14 protein-coding genes are annotated in these 16,337 nt (G+C 56.1%); 11 read left to right on the top strand and 3 right to left on the bottom strand.

Translation table 11 applies throughout. The features are described from left to right. Positions 1 to 98: 98 nt before the first annotated feature. From AC1Q6Y_RS08820 to AC1Q6Y_RS08805, 4 genes are all read left to right on the top strand, one after another. A complete protein-coding gene (locus AC1Q6Y_RS08820) occupies positions 99 to 1,418 on the top strand; it encodes an NAD(P)/FAD-dependent oxidoreductase (protein WP_492624406.1) in 1,320 nt (439 codons plus the stop codon). Between the two features lie 172 nt (positions 1,419 to 1,590). Further along, the gene (locus AC1Q6Y_RS08815) at positions 1,591 to 2,922 is read left to right on the top strand and encodes an MFS transporter (protein ID WP_218495877.1); all 1,332 of its coding nucleotides are present in this window, start codon (positions 1,591 to 1,593) and stop codon (positions 2,920 to 2,922) included. Between the two features lie 95 nt (positions 2,923 to 3,017). Beyond that, positions 3,018 to 3,923: a dihydrodipicolinate synthase family protein gene (locus AC1Q6Y_RS08810; RefSeq protein WP_057714859.1), complete on the top strand. Its 906-nt coding sequence runs from the start codon at positions 3,018 to 3,020 to the stop codon at positions 3,921 to 3,923. After that, a complete protein-coding gene (locus AC1Q6Y_RS08805) occupies positions 3,920 to 5,416 on the top strand; it encodes an aldehyde dehydrogenase (RefSeq protein ID WP_492624405.1) in 1,497 nt (498 codons plus the stop codon). The genes AC1Q6Y_RS08810 and AC1Q6Y_RS08805 overlap by 4 nt, the downstream gene beginning before the upstream one ends. Before the next feature lie 301 nt (positions 5,417 to 5,717). On the opposite strand, the gene AC1Q6Y_RS08800 is transcribed toward AC1Q6Y_RS08805, so the two are convergent. After that, a complete protein-coding gene (locus tag AC1Q6Y_RS08800) occupies positions 5,718 to 6,326 on the bottom strand; it encodes a trimeric intracellular cation channel family protein (RefSeq protein WP_090455163.1) in 609 nt (202 codons plus the stop codon). A gap of 463 nt (positions 6,327 to 6,789) precedes the next feature. Between AC1Q6Y_RS08800 and gabP the strand changes: the two genes are divergently transcribed. From gabP to AC1Q6Y_RS08775, 5 genes are all read left to right on the top strand, one after another. Next, the gene (gene gabP, locus AC1Q6Y_RS08795) at positions 6,790 to 8,199 is read left to right on the top strand and encodes a GABA permease (RefSeq protein WP_492624404.1); all 1,410 of its coding nucleotides are present in this window, start codon (positions 6,790 to 6,792) and stop codon (positions 8,197 to 8,199) included. Between the two features lie 197 nt (positions 8,200 to 8,396). Continuing rightward, a complete protein-coding gene (locus AC1Q6Y_RS08790) occupies positions 8,397 to 9,161 on the top strand; it encodes an SDR family NAD(P)-dependent oxidoreductase (protein WP_090455167.1) in 765 nt (254 codons plus the stop codon). Positions 9,162 to 9,242: 81 nt separating this feature from the next. Next, positions 9,243 to 10,475, top strand: coding sequence for an ethanolamine utilization protein EutH (gene eutH / locus AC1Q6Y_RS08785; protein WP_218495873.1), 1,233 nt, complete (start codon positions 9,243 to 9,245; stop codon positions 10,473 to 10,475). 114 nt (positions 10,476 to 10,589) lie between these two features. After that, positions 10,590 to 11,393: a response regulator transcription factor gene (locus AC1Q6Y_RS08780; RefSeq protein ID WP_154946424.1), complete on the top strand. Its 804-nt coding sequence runs from the start codon at positions 10,590 to 10,592 to the stop codon at positions 11,391 to 11,393. Between the two features lie 42 nt (positions 11,394 to 11,435). Beyond that, positions 11,436 to 12,362, top strand: a complete 927-nt coding sequence (locus AC1Q6Y_RS08775) for a 2-hydroxyacid dehydrogenase (protein WP_492624403.1) — start codon at positions 11,436 to 11,438, stop codon at positions 12,360 to 12,362. 161 nt (positions 12,363 to 12,523) lie between these two features. On the opposite strand, the gene AC1Q6Y_RS08770 is transcribed toward AC1Q6Y_RS08775, so the two are convergent. Next, positions 12,524 to 13,846 (bottom strand): DUF1329 domain-containing protein, encoded by a 1,323-nt coding sequence (locus tag AC1Q6Y_RS08770; protein WP_340311890.1) that lies wholly within the window; start codon positions 13,844 to 13,846, stop codon positions 12,524 to 12,526. 330 nt (positions 13,847 to 14,176) lie between these two features. Here AC1Q6Y_RS08770 and AC1Q6Y_RS08765 point away from each other — a divergent pair, with 330 nt between their 5' ends. Both AC1Q6Y_RS08765 and AC1Q6Y_RS08760 read left to right on the top strand, forming a co-directional pair. Then, complete coding sequence (locus tag AC1Q6Y_RS08765) at positions 14,177 to 14,407, top strand: hypothetical protein (RefSeq protein WP_090455175.1); 231 nt, start codon at positions 14,177 to 14,179, stop codon at positions 14,405 to 14,407. Positions 14,408 to 14,597: 190 nt separating this feature from the next. Next, positions 14,598 to 15,029: a GFA family protein gene (locus tag AC1Q6Y_RS08760; RefSeq protein ID WP_492624476.1), complete on the top strand. Its 432-nt coding sequence runs from the start codon at positions 14,598 to 14,600 to the stop codon at positions 15,027 to 15,029. Here AC1Q6Y_RS08760 and AC1Q6Y_RS08755 read toward each other — a convergent pair. Next, positions 14,988 to 16,265 (bottom strand): MFS transporter, encoded by a 1,278-nt coding sequence (locus AC1Q6Y_RS08755; protein WP_492624402.1) that lies wholly within the window; start codon positions 16,263 to 16,265, stop codon positions 14,988 to 14,990. The two genes, AC1Q6Y_RS08760 and AC1Q6Y_RS08755, sit on opposite strands and share 42 nt — an antisense overlap. Between the last annotated feature and the right edge of the window lie 72 nt (positions 16,266 to 16,337).

The following is a 16,337-nucleotide window of genomic DNA, read 5'->3' as shown; positions in this document are numbered from 1 at the left end:
AAGCAGTACCGATGCCACTTGCATGAACCGTGTGACGAGAACGTGCAGAAGGGACGCTTTTAGTAACTACAAATATAAAAGAGCCCAGGTCGCGAAAAATGGCAAAAATCAGATACACACCTGCAGATGACTCTACATGCGGCTGGTTCCACCTTAGCCAGCCGAGAGTGGCCCGTGCGCCCCACTCGGGCATCCGCTCGGCCCGTTGGGTCGTGCTGGGTGCCGGGTTTACCGGGCTTGCGGCAGCTCGGCAACTGGCGCTGAATTTTCCGGATGACGAGATTGTCCTGATCGAGGCCCAAGAGGTCGGTTACGGGGCCTCCGGTAGAAATGCCGGTTTCGCCATCGACCTGCCACACGATATCGGTGCCGATGACTATATCGGCGATATCGAGACGGCAAAAATCAGTATGGCGTTGAACCTGACAGGGCAACACATTCTGAAGAGCCTCGTGGAAAAACACCGGATCGACTGTCAGTTGCGCATGTGCGGGAAGTATCAGGCTGCCATTGAAGACCGGGGTATCTCTGTTCTGGATGCTTATCGCCGTGGGCTGGACAAACTCGGTCAAGAATACGAAATGATCGAAGAGAAGGACTTGCCGGATCACATCGGCACGCCGTTCTATCGCAAGGCGCTGTTCACCCCGGGCACGGCACTCATCCAGCCGGCCGCCTTGGTAAAGGGCTTGGCCGACAGCCTGCCGGCCAACGTGACGCTTTATGAAAATACGCCGATTACCGAGGTGGAGTACGGCGACAAAACCATCCTCACCCATAAGAACGGTCGTATTGTTGCGGACAAGTTGTTGCTGACCAATAACGCGTTCGCCATGAGCTTCGGCTTTTTGAAAGGGCGCATGCTACCGATCTTCACGTACGCAAGCCTGACCCGGCAGCTCACGGAAGATGAGCAGGCACGCTTGGGAGGTCGGCCTTATTGGGGTGTTATTCCTGCCGATCCTTTCGGCACTACATTGCGCCGGACAACGGATAACCGCCTGTTGGTGCGCAACAGCTTCAGCTTCAATGCCGATGGACGCAGCCATCAGAAATACCTGGAGCGGTTTATCCAGCGACACAAGGATTCGTTTGATCGCAGATTCCCCATGCTCCCCGATGTCAATTTCGAATACACCTGGGGCGGGTCGCTAGCGTTGTCGCGCAACCACATGGCGCACTTCGGGCAACTGGCCAACAACGTCTATGGTGCACTGTGCTGCAATGGACTGGGCGTGACCCGTGGCACGGTGACAGGCACCTTGCTGGCAGACTGGCTGGCAGGCAAGAAGGACCCACTGATCGATTTTCTGTTGTCGTCCCCAGGGCCTAACAGAAACCCACCGGAACCCTTACTTTCAGCAGGCGTGAATATGAACTTGCTGTGGGGACAGTGCCGGGCAGGGAAAGAAAGCTGATTTCGTAACACTCTGACAGGCAAGTTAAACGTTAAGTAATTGGTTAGAAGTTTTTAGCTTATTGGTTAGTCCATTAAGGCTGATGGTTTCTTATCGAGGCGGCTTTGATTCGCCCGGATTTTGGGTTTGAGCTTCAGCCCTTTGAATGACCGAAGCGGAATAGGAGACAATAATGACAAGTCCTAATACCTCTATTGAGGATGTTCCTCTCAATAATTTCCATCGTTTACTGACCGCCCGCTCCGGGGGCGGGTCATTTGTAGACGGTTATGTACTGAGCATTATCGGTATAGCGATGATGCAAATAACATCCGCCCTGAACTTGTCGGAGTTCTGGCAAGGAATGATTGCCGCATCGGCACTCATGGGGGTGTTTTTTGGCGGTTTCATCGGTGGCTGGTTGACCGACAGGCTGGGTCGCAAAAAGGTTTATTTCGTTGGGCCTACGCTGTTCATCGTTTGCTCGTTGGCACAGTTCTGGGTTGAGTCAGCACCGGTATTGTTCGCCCTCAGATTTATCATCGGTCTGGCGGTGGGCATTGAATATCCAGTGGCCACGTCGTTGTTGGTCGAGTTCCTGCCGAAGAAACAACGCGGTCCCAGGCTCGCGGCGCTGACCATCCTGTGGTTTGCCGGTGCGGCATTTGCCTACGTTGTCGGTACATCAATCCTCAATGTGGGCGGAGATGACGCCTGGCGTTATGCGCTGGCGAGTGCCTCTGTCATCGGGCTGTTGCTGCTATTGCTGCGTGTCGGCACCCCGGAGTCCGCGCGCTGGCTCTTGAGCAAGGGGCGCGAGGCTGATGCAGAGCGCGTGATCAAGCATGTGTACGGTCAGCACTATTCGCTTCGCGATCTCCCTGAGGAGCCAGACCAGAAAAAAACGTCATTCCTGGATTTGCTTCATTCCGGATATGGGAAACGGTTGTTCTTTGTTTCCGTCTTTTGGTCATGCTCGATCATTCCTGTTTTTGCAGTCTATGCGTTCGCCCCCAAGGTTCTCCTGGCGTTGAATTTGAAAGGGGAGTGGGCCTCATACGGCTCCATGATCATCACGATGCTGTTTGTGGTCGGTTGTGTACTTGCGACAAGGCTGATCAACACGATTGGCCGGCGCTGCATGCTTATTCACAGCTTTCTATGGTCGGGCCTGGCGCTGTTGGGCTTGGCGACTTTTTCACACAGCAATGAAGTACTGGTGCTCTTCCTGTTCGGTGCCTACGCGGTATTTATCGGTGGAGCACAAGTTCTGCAGCTTGTTTATCCGAACGAGTTGTTCCCTACAGAGGTTCGCGCATTTGCGGTAGGCATCGGAACTTCCCTTTCCCGAGTGGGAGCAGCGGTTGGCACTTACCTGGTACCTGTTTCGCTACAGACCCTGGGTATCGGCAACACGATGTATGTGGCCGCCGTGGTCACCTTTATCGGGCTGATGGCAGCTTGGGCCATGGCACCTGAAACACGTTCGTTGAACTTGCGCGACGCAGCGGCGCTGAGCAGTTGAGAAGCTGCAACTGAGCCGTAAGCGATGAGTTGTCCCTGATAAATGGCGGTGGACGCCAGGTTGAATAACATTCCCTTAGTAATGGAGAGGCAATCATGAAATTCGAAGGCATTTATACCCCGGCAATTACCCCTTTGACCGCGAGCGGTGAAATCGACAAGGCCGCTTTCGCCGACGTGCTGGAGTATCTGATCGAGTCGAAAGTGCACGGCATTATCATTGGCGGTTCGACCGGCGAGTACTACGCCCACACCTCTCAAGAGCGTATCGAACTGGCGACCCAGGCTAAAGATGTGATCGGCGGACGACTGCCACTGGTGATTGGTACCGGTGCAATCCGCACTGAAGACTCCGTCGAATATGCCAAGGCCGCTCGCGAGATCAAGGCCGATGCGATTCTGGTGGGCTCTCCGCCTTATGCATTGCCTACCGAGAAAGAAAACGCCATCCATGCGCTGACCGTGGATCGTGCCGCCGGCTTGCCGATCATGCTCTACAACTACCCGGCACGCATGGGCGTCAGCATGGGCCCGGAGTATTTCGCGGCCGTTGCCGAAAGCAAAAACATCGTGGCTATCAAGGAAAGCTCCGGCGACATGGCGCAAGTCCATCGCCTGGCACGGGAATACCCGAACATCAGCCTGTCCTGCGGCTGGGATGACCAGGCGCTGGAGTTCTTCGCCTGGGGCGCACGCAGCTGGGTTTGCGCCGGATCGAACTTCATTCCCCGTGAGCACGTTGCGCTCTACGAAGCCTGTGTCGTGGAAAAAGACTTCGATAAAGGCCGCAAGATCATGAGCGCCTTCATGCCGCTGATGGACTTCCTGGAAAGCGGAAAATTCGTGCAGTCGATCAAGGTTGGCTGCGAGTTGAACGGCCTTCGCACTGGCGGTGTACGTTCGCCTCTGCAACCTCTGTACGAACACGAGAAACAGGCCTTGCAGGACATCATCACCACTCTGAAACGTGACGTCGCCCAGGTGACCGGGAGCGCAAAATGACTGGCCTTCTCTGCGCGGCAGAATATGCCGCCATCGCTCGGGACCTGAAGTTCCCGACTCAGTCGTTCGTCAACGGTGAGTCCTACACATCGGTGTCGGGCAACACCTTTACGACAACCAACCCGGCGACCAATGACGTGCTGGCCGAGATCACGGCCTGCAACGCTCAAGACGTTGACTTCGCGGTGGCCAAGGCCAAGGAAGCCTTCGAAGATGGTCGCTGGCATAAACTGAGCCCTGGCGAGCGCAAGAAGGTGTTGCTGCGCTTTGCCGATCTGCTGGAGCAGAACTCCCACGAGCTTTCTGTCCTGGAAAGTCTGGATAGCGGGAAACCCGTTCGCGAGTGCCAACTCACGGATGTTCCGGAAACCATTCACATGATCCGCTGGCATGCGGAGTTGATCGACAAGATCTACGACAGCACCGCACCGGTCGGTTCCGGTGCGTTGAGCCTGGTGGTGCGTGAAGCCATCGGGGTCGTCGGTCTGGTGCTGCCCTGGAACTTCCCGCTGCTGATGCTGGCGTGGAAAATCGGCCCATCGCTGGCCGCGGGCTGCTCCATCATCGTCAAGCCGGCCAAGGAAACCACCTTGACGGCACTGCGTGTCGCCGAACTGGCTCATGAAGCAGGCGTGCCCGCCGGTGTGTTCAACGTGCTGTCCGGCGGGGGCGGTGAAGTAGGCGAGCCGCTTGGCCGCCACATGGACGTGTCCATGGTCAGCTTCACTGGCTCGACAGCCACCGGACGCCGGTTCCTTAACTACGCGGCGGATTCGAACCTCAAGCGCATTGTGCTGGAGTGTGGCGGCAAGAATCCTGCAGTGGTGATGAATGACGTTGAAGACCTGGATCTGGTCGCCAGCCACGTCGTCAATGGCGCATTCTGGAACATGGGCGAAAACTGCTCGGCTTCCTCGCGCTTGATCGTGCATGCGGACATCAAGGACGAGTTGTTGAAGCGCATCGGCGTGCAGATGCGCGAATGGAAAATGGGCAATCCACTGGATCCGGACAATCGCCTTGGCGCCATGGTCAGCAAAGCGCATTTCGAGAAGGTTCGTTCCTACCTCGAGCAAGCGGCCGTTGAAAAACTCGACGTCGTTTATGGCGGCAACACCGAGAGTGACATCTTTGTCGAGCCTACCGTTGTCGATGGCGTAGGTGTCGACAGCCGACTGTTCCAGGAAGAGATCTTTGGCCCTGTATTGGCGGTCACTACGTTCAACACCGTTGACGAAGCCATCGCTCTGGCCAATGACTCGGTGTATGGCCTGGCGGCATCGGTGTACACCGACAACCTGCGCAACGCCATCAAGCTCTCGCGCGAAATTCGCGCGGGGATTGTGACGGTCAACTGCTTCGGTGAGGGTGATGCTTCCACGCCGTTTGGTGGATACAAGGAGTCCGGGTTTGGCGGGCGCGACAAGTCAATCTGGGCCCACGATCAGTACACCGAAATCAAGACCATCTGGATCGACGTCTCTGAGCGGTAATCTACCGAACGGATGACAGCAGTATGCACACTCATCCCGAATACCACGAATGTCGGGATGAGTGCTGCATCAAGCAATGGCAAAAAAACTGATAATGGCGACACTTGGATTTTCCAGCTTTCCAGCATTCATTGCCTTATTGGATGTTGCAATATTTCGCGATCGCATCCGTTTTTCAGAATCGTTTTTGCTGATTCTCGTCACATTGGGTTTAATCCTTGTAACGCATTCATTCGGTCTCGGCAATCAGGGCACCCTAGCGCTTCTATGGGGATTAGGGGCCGGTCTTGTCTTTGCTTTGCTAGCCCTGTTTGGTGGAGAAGATCGCCGGCATCTGGAGATGCTTGTAGATGGCGAGAAACCTCAAGCCGAAGGTAAAAATCAACGCAATCCAGCCGGCGATCCAGATCGAGGGGAATACGTTGCGCAGCAGAACATAGAGCGTGCATCCCAGCAAAATTGGCGTGGCATAAATGTCACGTGACATCAGCAGTGAGACTCTTCCGGCCAGGACATCCCGCGCGATGCCGCCTCCAATACTGGTCAGCACTCCCATCATCACTGCCAATGGCGCTGCGAGATGTAATGCCAGGACTTTCTCGGTAGCGGCCAGTCCGAACAGCGCTGCAGCTAACCCATCGAGATAAAGCAACAGACGGTAACGCTGTTGTAGTCTTTGGGTCAGAAAAAACGCCAGGAGTGCTGCAAGCAAAGCGGCCCAAATGTAATTGAAGTCGGCAATCCAGAAGATCGGAAGATCCAGTAACAGATCGCGCAGGGTACCGCCGCCAATAGCCGTGATGATTCCGAGCACCACAGCACCAAACAAATCGACATCGGCTTTCTTGATGGCCAGCACACCTGTGATGGAAAACACCGCAATACCCAGCATTTCCTGAAGATAAAGCATCTTGTATTCCCTTCTCAGGTGACCCGGCGGTAGAACCGCGTTGATGAGTAAGACAATGCGAATTTCGACTTCGTTACATATAACAATAACTGAACTTTTAAAGGGCGTCTTTCTAAACTAGTGCCTTAGTGCAGGAAGTTTTTTATTGATGCGCTGGCGAGGCGTTGTGTCGCAAACAGATAAGCGAGTGACGTACCCAGTCGATTCGGCGACTCAGGGCAAGCCGTAGCATCGTGGCCGTCATAAGGATTTGAATTGTGATGATTCTTAAAATTACAAGAGGTGCATTATGCATGACTATAAAACCTCAGATTCTTAAATCTCGTTCTTTCCAGCCTGACCCTCACGTTCCACAGCATTAGAAATACGCTGTTCCCAAAGTTCAGAGTTGATACTTGCAAACATATTTGTAAGTCATTGAATTGCGGCAGCTCGCCTCCAAAAAAATAACAAGGGCTCACTAATGTCAACTAACAGTAAACTAACAACGGATGACAATCTGGCCGCTGGCTTCAAACAGCGGCATGTCACCATGCTTTCCATTGCCGGCATCATCGGCGCGGGGCTTTTTATCGGCTCGGGCCACGCCATCGCGGCAGCCGGGCCATCAGCGATCGTCGCCTACGCCTTGGCGGGGCTGCTGGTGGTACTGGTGATGCGAATGCTCGGCGAGATGGCGGTCGCCAGTCCCGATACGGGCTCGTTTTCCACCTATGCCGACCGCGCCATCGGGCCTTGGGCCGGCTTTACCATTGGTTGGTTGTATTGGTGGTTCTGGGTGTTGGTGATTCCGCTTGAAGCCATTGCCGCTGGCGTTGTGCTCAACAGCTGGTTCCCTCAGGTCGAAACATGGGTGTTCGCGGTAGGCGTAACCGCTTTGCTCACCCTGACGAACCTCTTCAGCGTCGCCAAATACGGCGAATTCGAGTTCTGGTTCGCCATGGTCAAGGTGATAGCCATCGTCTCCTTCATTGCGCTTGGAGCCTGTGCCATTGCTGGGGTTTTACCCGGTCGGGAAGTCAGCGGTGTCAGTCGTCTAGTGACTGAGTTCGGCGGCTTCATGCCCAACGGTTGGGAAGCCATCATCGGCGCGTTGCTGACCACCATGTTCAGTTTCGTCGGCACGGAAGCGGTCACTATCGCAGCGGCGGAATCGAAGGATCCGGCTAAGAATATCGCCCGGGCGACCAAGTCGGTCATCTGGCGAATCTGCATTTTCTACCTGCTCTCGATTTTTGTGATCATTTCCGTGGTGCCATGGAATGACCCGTTGCTACCAGTGCAAGGGTCGTATCAGCGAGCGTTGGAGATCATGAATGTACCCTTCGCGAAAACCATCGTTGATATTGTGGTGTTGTTTGCCGTTGCCAGTTGCTTGAACTCCGCGATCTACATCTCCTCCCGAATGGTCTACTCGCTGAGCAAGCGTAATGAAGCGCCTGGCTTTCTACAGCGCACGTCATCGGCCGGCGTACCGCGGGGTGCCGTGATCGCCAGTACGGTAATCGGTATCGCCACAACAGCATTGAATTTCTTTGCACCGTCGCAGGTGTTCGCGTTCCTGCTCGCCAGTTCCGGTGCCATTGCCCTGCTGGTGTATCTGGTGATTGCGTTCTCACAATTGCGCATGCGAGCGAAGCTGGAAAAATCCAGTGCCCTGATCGAATTCAAGATGTGGTTGTTCCCTTGGCTGACGTGGCTGGTCATCGGTTTTATCGTTTTCGCCTTGGGCGTTATGGTCGCGATGCCCGCGCACCGTAGCGAGGTGCTTTCTACCGGGGCCTTGACGATCGTGATCATCGCATTGGGGCTGATGAATACTCGTCGTCACGCCCAAAAGACGGCCTGGTCGTCCGCTTCAGCAAAGTCGTAATTCATTAGAGATTGAACCCCCTGATCGAGCAGCGACGGCAAGCCAGTCGTCGCTGCTCGATATCTTTCAGTACTAAAAAACAAGTAAAAACAATAGGTTGAAGTCTTGTATATCGGTCGATATATGGACGTGTCCTGTCGCTGGCACTTAGCTTGAAATCGCAAACTTCACTTCGATTTCAATAAGGAAAACCAAAAATGGGTCGACTGGTAGGCAAAGTAGCGTTGATCAGTGGTGGGGCAGGGGGTTGTGGCCTGGCCGTTTCGGAATTGTTTGCCAGGGAGGGCGCGAAGGTCGCGATCCTGGATCTGCCAACCAGCCAGGGCGAAGCGGTCGCCGCGCGGATTAACGCGGCTGGCGGCGTAGCCTGTTTCCTGCCTGCGGATGTGTCGGTGGCCGATCAGGTCAATCGCGCTGTCAGGCAAGCCGAGGAGCGCTTTGGCGCCATTACGGTGTTGATGAACCATGCCGGGACGATTTCCGCCGGGCCGTTCCTGGAAACCAGCGAGGCCGACTGGGATCGCCTGATGAGCATCAACGTCAAGAGCATGTTCCTCGTCACCAAGGCTGTCCTGCCGGGGATGATCGAGTCGGGCGGTGGCAGCATCATCTGCACCTCTTCTATCTCCGGTGTGGTCGGTACGCCCATGGAAGTCTTGTACTGCACCACCAAAGGGGCCTGCCATATGTTCTCGCGGGCCATCTCGGTCGAGTACCGCGATCGAAACATTCGCAGCAATGCCATTTGCCCTGGGTTTATCAGTACCGCCCATGGCCAGCGCGAGCTTGATCTGCTTCGCCGGTTTGGCGTGGACGCTAGCGACGAGGCAATCGGGGCGATGCAGGGGCGTCTGTGTGAGCCCGGCGAGGTGGCATCTGCGGCTCTGTTCCTGGCCAGCGATGATTCAAGCTTCGTCAACGGCACGCATCTTTTCGTCGATAACGGATACACCGCGCTCTGAGCCGGAACACTGACCACCAATAATAAATTCGTTTGCACCTGAATTCTGCCAAACAAAAACTCTTAAATAGCAGAGGCAGCAATGGAACATATAGGTACGTATGTCATTTATATCATCATGGTGTGCGCCGTTATTGGCGGCATAGCCTCCATCGTCAATGCAGAGTCCGAACTCGGAAAGGAATTCAACGCAGGTATCCACAGCATTGGACCGATCTTCCTGCCTGTGGCAGGGATCATGGCCGCCATCCCCTTCATCTCCAGTTTCATAAGCCAGGTCCTGGCTCCGATGTTTCTCGCCATGGGCGCGGATGCGGGTATCGCCGGGCCGATATTCATCGCCTCTGATCTGGGTGGGTATCAATTGGCTCATGCCCTGTCCCAAAGCCCCGAAGGCTGGATCCTGGGGCTGATAACCGGGTTCCAGTCCGGCTCGACCGTGATCTTCGTCATCCCCGTTGGCCTTGCGATGCTCAACAAGGCCGATCACAAGTACATGGCGCTGGGCATCATGGCGGGCCTGCTGAGCATTCCGATCAGCATCATCATTATTGCAATGGGCATGCAGTTTCTTGGACTGGGTGTAAGGCCGGACATTGCCACGGCGGGCGAGGCCACTCAGGCATTGCATTTCAATCTTGGCATGCTGGTTCAGAACCTGATGCCGTTGATTCTGTTCTGCGGTGCACTGGCCGCCGCATTGCGCTACTTCCCGAACCTGATGGTGCTGTTGTTCTTGAGGCTTGGTCAGGTCGTATACGGTGTCGTGACCCTGGTATTGGTGGCCTCGATCGTCGAGTACTTCACCTCGTTCTTCAGTTCGGTATTCGGCACTTGGGGTTTCGCCCCCATCATTGCCGACAAGGAAGATCAATTCCGGGCGCTCGAAATCGCAGGTTATGTCGGCATCATGTTGTGCGGTGCCTTCCCGATGGTCTACCTGATCAAGCGTTTCCTTTCAAAGCCCATAGAGAAAGTGGCCGCTGTATTGGGGCTTTCTCCTATGGGCGCGGCAGGTCTGCTCGCGGCTTCGGCGAACATACTGGCGATGTTCCGCTTGGTGGCCGACATGCCGCCCAAGGACAAAGTACTGGTGATTGCCTTTTCCGTTTGTGCAGCGTTCACCTTTGGCGACCATCTGGCTTACTCCGCCAACTTCCAGCCTTCGCTCATTCTTCCCCTGATCATCGGCAAACTCAGCGGCGGCCTGATCGGCATGATGCTTGCCTATTGGCTTGCGGTGCCCAAGGCGCTGGAACTGGGCGAGAAGGACATCAAGGAGAGTGGACTCGGCGCTGCCCCTGAGTTGACCTGAGACCTGCGGTTCCCGGGTTGAGCTCGAAGTCACGCACGATGGCCTGGCATGCTGTCGTGCGTTTACATTTGCGCCATTGGGAAGTTCCATTTTTGCAGAACAAGTGTGGTCAATATGAAAGCCAGTGACGCGAAAATGCTCTCAACCCTGATCAGTGCCGTGGGCTCGGAGCGGATGGGCGCGTCCATTGATTCAGCGCTGAGAAGTATCCTGGGCTTCGATATGAGCTGCGGCTATCTGTTCCGCTTCAATCACCCGCCCATCCTGATACACAACGGGTACAACAAGTCGGTGCCGGAGAAAACGCTGAATGCCTACATTCGAGGCGGCTACCTGCTAGACCCGTTCTATGTCGCTTGCATCAATAATCATCCAGCCGGCCTCTGGCGGATGAGGGATTTGGCACCCGACAGTTTCTTTTCTTCGGGGTTTTCAATCTCCAAGGATCTGCATCCCTGCGTGTCGTCCGAGCATGGCACGCTGATAGAAGAAATTGGCTTCATCATTCCCGTCCAGGCACGAGTCGCCATCGTTTATTCGATGATGAGGAACCTCAGGAATGGAGCCTTCCTGACCGGGGAAATGAATGCGCTGGAAACACTGGCACCGGTTATCAATTCGTTGCTGGAACTGCATTGCCGGCTCAAGCACAGCGATTTTTACATGGGCTCGGAAAGTACCGAGGCGAGATCCGAAGATGCGTTCGTTCACATCCTCCAGGGACAGCTTACGGAGACCCAGCGCTATATCGCGAAACTGATCCTGCAAGGCCATAGCAATACGTCGATTGCCGCCGTGCTGAACATATCGGAAGGCACCGTGAAGGTTCACAAGCACAATATTTACCAGCGCCTCGATATTTCCACGAACGCCGAGCTTTTTCGGCGGTTCATCAACTATCTGACGGGGCCACTCTGAAAAAACAGTGGTTGTTTCCCGATTGCGGACAAGGAGCTTTCAATGTGCATCCTGTACATGGCAGACCCGGCCGATGCGCAGAAGTGGCGTGATTGCCTGTCATCGATGGCGCCTGAACTGGAGTTCCGCGAATGGCCTGATGCAGGTAACCCGGCAGAGGTGCGTTACCTCCTGGCCTGGGAGCCTCTCCCCAAATTTGCTGATCAGTTTTGCAATCTTCGAGTCCTTTACGCTGCGGGGGCTGGCGTCGATCAGTTCGATCTGGCCGGTTTGGCGGCAGGGGTCTCGCTCGTCCGACTGGTTGATGACTCGATGGCCGGCATCATGGCCGAGTATGTTTTGTTTGCCGTCCTTGCCCTGCATCGAGACATCCTCGCGTATCAGCAGGATCAACGCGAAGGACGCTGGCAACCCAGGCCAATCGTGCTCGCTTCGCAGCGGCGAGTTGGCGTCATGGGGCTTGGTAATCTGGGGCGAGCTGCGCTTGGTCGTCTTCAACCATTGGGATTTCAACTCAGTGGCTGGAATCGCTCCTTGAAGGATGTTCCTGGAGGGCGTTGTTATGTCGGACCTGGGCAACTGGATGAGTTTTTAGCTCAGTGCGACATCGTTGTGAACATGTTGCCGCTGACCCCCGAAACAAAGGGCATACTCAATGCTGCAACGCTAGCTCGACTGCCTCAGGGAGCGGGGCTGATCAACGTGGGGCGTGGTGCCCACCTGGTTGAGCAAGATCTGCTTGCAGCGCTCAATGAAGGCCGCGTGGGAGGCGCAGTGCTGGATGTCCTGGCACAGGAACCTGCGTCCCCGGGCAACCCTTTTTGGAAACACCCTCGAGTACTGTTGACCCCGCACATCGCGAGTGATGTGCAGATTGAAGGGGGTGTGGCAGTGATCGTCGAGAACCTTCAGAGAGAGCGAGAGGGTAGACCATTCTTGAATGAGGTTGATCGTTTCAAGGGTTATTAGAGTCCCGTTTTTCAAGGACAAACGCTACGGTTGGCCTGTTGCAATCGCTCCATATCTGCACGAAAACATTCACCCGAAGTCTCAAGCCCCCTGGTTCTTTTGAACCTGGGGGCTTTGTTATTCATCGGTCATGCATGATCGGGAGTTGCTTCGCCGCGGACCTAACGGATACCGGCACCCGCCATGGATTCTGGCACCCACTGCGCCGTCGATAGCGGCTCGATGTAGCGGATGCCGCCATGGGGGCCCACCACGCCATTGATGTTGTAGGTGCCTTTGGACAGGTCGTAAGTCATGAAAGGGGTGGCGTCCGGGACCTGCTGGTCGTAGCTCTGGCTGAAGAACGCGAAGGAGCCGCGGTATAGCTGGCCACTGGTGTCGTACTGATCGGAGGCCACCGCGGCCCAGGTGTCTTCATCCAGGTAGAAGCGGCGTTTCTGGTAGATGTGCTTCGCCCCCGGCTTGAGGTTGCCCTCCACGACGTAGACCCGGTGCTTTTCCCAGCGTACGAAGTCCGGGGAAATGAAGTCAGGCGTGGTCAGCGACTTGGCAGCGCGAGCGTAGGTGAGTTTGTAAGTGTTGTAGGGCACGATCATTTCCTGCTTGCCCACCAGCGTCCAGTCGTACAGCTCGAGTGCACGGGCAGTACCGGGGTTGGGGGTGTCGTAGGCCAGGATCGAAATCTGTTTGACGCGGCGCTGGGCAGGCATGTACTGCCAGGCGCGGCCAGGGAACTCCGCCGGGTTGGTCGCGTTCTTGAGCATGATCGATTCGCCGGCTCGGCGCGCAGGTCCGGTATAGGACAGTTTCAACTGATAGTAGATGTCGGAGCTGTTGAACGGTTTCGACAGGTTCTCGTAGATCGGGAAGGAGACGAATGCCTCGCCGGTGACCGCCAGGCTCGGTACGCCCGCCGTGTCGACGCTCCAGGAGTCGTACTTGGAATGGATGTTGACGCCCTGGTAGCGCAGCAGGAAATTCCACATCGCTTCGGCGCCGGATTGCGGGATCGGGAAAGGCACCCCGGGCATCACATTGTCGATGGCGATCCCGCCGTTGAGGGACCTGGCGTTGGTGGCATTTCTGCGGCTGTTGTCCAGTACCGCCTGTGGGAGCGATGCCGTGCGGTGGGTCGGATAGACGTCGACGCGAAAGGCGGGGTAGCGCTTGGCCAACGCTACAGTGGTGGCGGTCAGCATGCCTTTGTAAGCTTCGACGTTCTTGCTGTTGATCACCAGCAACGGTCTTTCGCCCGCGAAGGGGTCCGGGCGCATGCTGTCGCCGGTCTTGAAACCGGGCGGCGCAGTGGTCAGGCCACCGTTGTAGGGCGGAATGGAACCGTCGGCATTACCGGCCTTTTCGGCTCCCACCCACGTCAGGCTGGTGCCCAGCCGGGCGGCTTCCTGGCTCGATACATAGGCGTGGGCATCGATCGCCAGCGCCATGAGGGGTACGGCAGCCAGAAGACTTTTCACGAATGTCATATTGTTATTCTCCTGCCTGGCGTACCAGGCAACTCGTGACTCAGGCGCAGCAGTCGCTTACGTCGACTCATCACCAGAGACTTTTTCAGTACTGCCATTAGATAGCCGCCTTATCAGGGGCGCTTTTCATTCGACGACAGCCCCTTGGCTATTGATGACAGGCCCGGGCTGTCTCGTCGGGCATTCGATGGGAGAGTGACTGTCACTTGTTTGTATTTTTCAGCGGAATCATTGGGTTACCGAATGGTCATAGCTATGTCTGAACACTGCTCGGACGAAGGTTTCGAGCAGCCATGACCCTTCCATACTTCCGACGTTTAGGACGTTCATATGAATCGCGCAGTAATCTTGATCGTGGCCATTTCCAGCGCCGTCTTGTTGGGAGGGTGCGGCCCGCACTGGGATGACGGAGAGCGGTACGGGCGATATCACGATCATGACCATCGACGTGGTTACGACCAGAGAGGGGACGATGATCGAGGTTATGACCGTGACTATGATCGCAGGGACTATGATCGCGATCACCGTCGCTACCGTGATCGCGATGACAACGACGACTGATAGGTTCAACGTCATTGAAATGCAGGGGGGTAGTGGGGAGCTGCGTAAAACAGGGGTAGGAAAAGCCCAAGGTTATCATTTTGCCAAGCCGACATGGCAACAGGGGGCCAGTAACAGGACAGCCCCCCTTTTCCAGTACCAACCCACTAACCGGCAAATACGGATGAAGCATTTTTCAAGGGAGATACTCATGGCATCAGGGCAATGTCTTTGCGGGGCGGTACGTTTTTCCCTGGCGGTTGAACCCCGATTTTTCTATCGCTGCCATTGCACCCTGTGCCGCAAGCAAACCGGGGTTGGCCATAATCTTGCCACGCTGGTCAACGCTTGCGACTTTCGGTGGGAGCAAGGGCAAGGGACGATCACGGGGTGGCTCAAACCCAGCGGGTACAGAAATGACTTTTGCTCACGATGTGGCTCGACCGTGCCTAATGTTCTTCGCGAAACGCCTTACTACTGGATTCCGCTTGGACTTCTCGATGGCGAGTTGAGCATGGAGTGTGTTGGAGATTTCTGCACCGATGATGCTATGTCGTGGGATGAACAACGCTCGGCAAAAAGTCATTGCGCAGCCCCGGATTCACTGGGGTTTCTTCTGCATGAGTTGCAGGTCGATGCTTGACTCAGGCGCATGGTCGGCTTTGGAACCCGTTGACAGTTGAAAGGTGAACAACCACAGCACCAGGGCCGTCACACTGATCGAAGCGCCCAGCAAGCTGACGGCAATCCACCCCCATAGCGCATAAACCTGCGTCGCGGCGGCGGCACCCAGCGCGCTGCCCACCGAGTAAAAGCACATGTAGGCGCCGACCATGCGGCTATGGGCGTCGGGCCGTGCCGCGAAAATCAGGCTCTGGTTGGTGACGTGTACGGCCTGCACAGCGAAGTCGAGCAAGACCACTCCACAAACCAACGCGATCAGTGACGACTGTGCAAAGGCGATGGGCAGCCAGGACAGCGTCAGGATCGCCAGAGAAACGCCGGTGACGCGTTGCCCAAAACCCTGGTCGGCCCAGCGCCCGGATCTTCTGGCCGCAAGGGCGCCGGCGACGCCCGCCAGGCCAAACAGGCCGATGACCGTGTGCGAAAGCGACAGTGGTGGGGCGCTCAACGGCAGCACCATGGATGTCCAAAGCACGGAAAAAGCGGCGAAGATCAACAAGGCCAGCAGGCCCCTGATGCGCAACACCGGTTCGGTCATGAACAGCGTGAAGAGCGAGCGGATGAGTGTCGGATAGGTGTATCGACTGCGTGGCGTCACTGCCGCAGGCAACACTTTCCAGAACACCGCCGCGAGGGTCAGCATCAATCCAGAGGAAGCGAAATACACAGCGCGCCAGCCCGCCAGATCGGCGATCAGCCCGGACGTGAAGCGCGCCAGAAGAATGCCCAGGACAATGCCACTGGTGACGGTTCCCACGGCCTGACCACGTTGTGACGGCGTTGCCAGCGCGGCGGTGCAGGCCACCAGCACTTGAACCATCACTGCCAGCAAACCCACGGCGATCATGGCCCCCAACAGGGTCAGCCATTGCTGTGCAGCGCCGACTCCCGCCAGCGCAATCGCAGACAGCAGCATTTGCGTCAGAATCAGCCCTTTACGGTTTAACAAGTCGCCCAGAGGGACGATGAACAGTAACCCCAGCGCGTAACCGACTTGAGTCGCCGTCACCACAAACCCGATCATTGATGGGGCAACATCAAGGCTGCGGGCCATTGAATCGAGTAAGGGTTGTGCGAAGTAGACGTTGGCGACGGCAAGCGCGCAGGTGACAGAAAATAGAAACGTGAGTTGCGCAGAAAGCCCCGAAGCCTGCGCGAGGAAAGGATGGGTGGCTGAATCGGTAACTGCTTTCACGTGAGCCTCCGTGGCGCTAAACTGGTTTCAATTAGCAACTGGATTCATTGTTGTCGAATCAGGTTTCATATT

Source organism: Pseudomonas sp. GW823-FHT06E10, from assembly GCF_058794995.1.
Note: the sequence above shows the minus strand (reverse complement) of the source record. Positions and strands in the feature narration are given on the sequence as shown.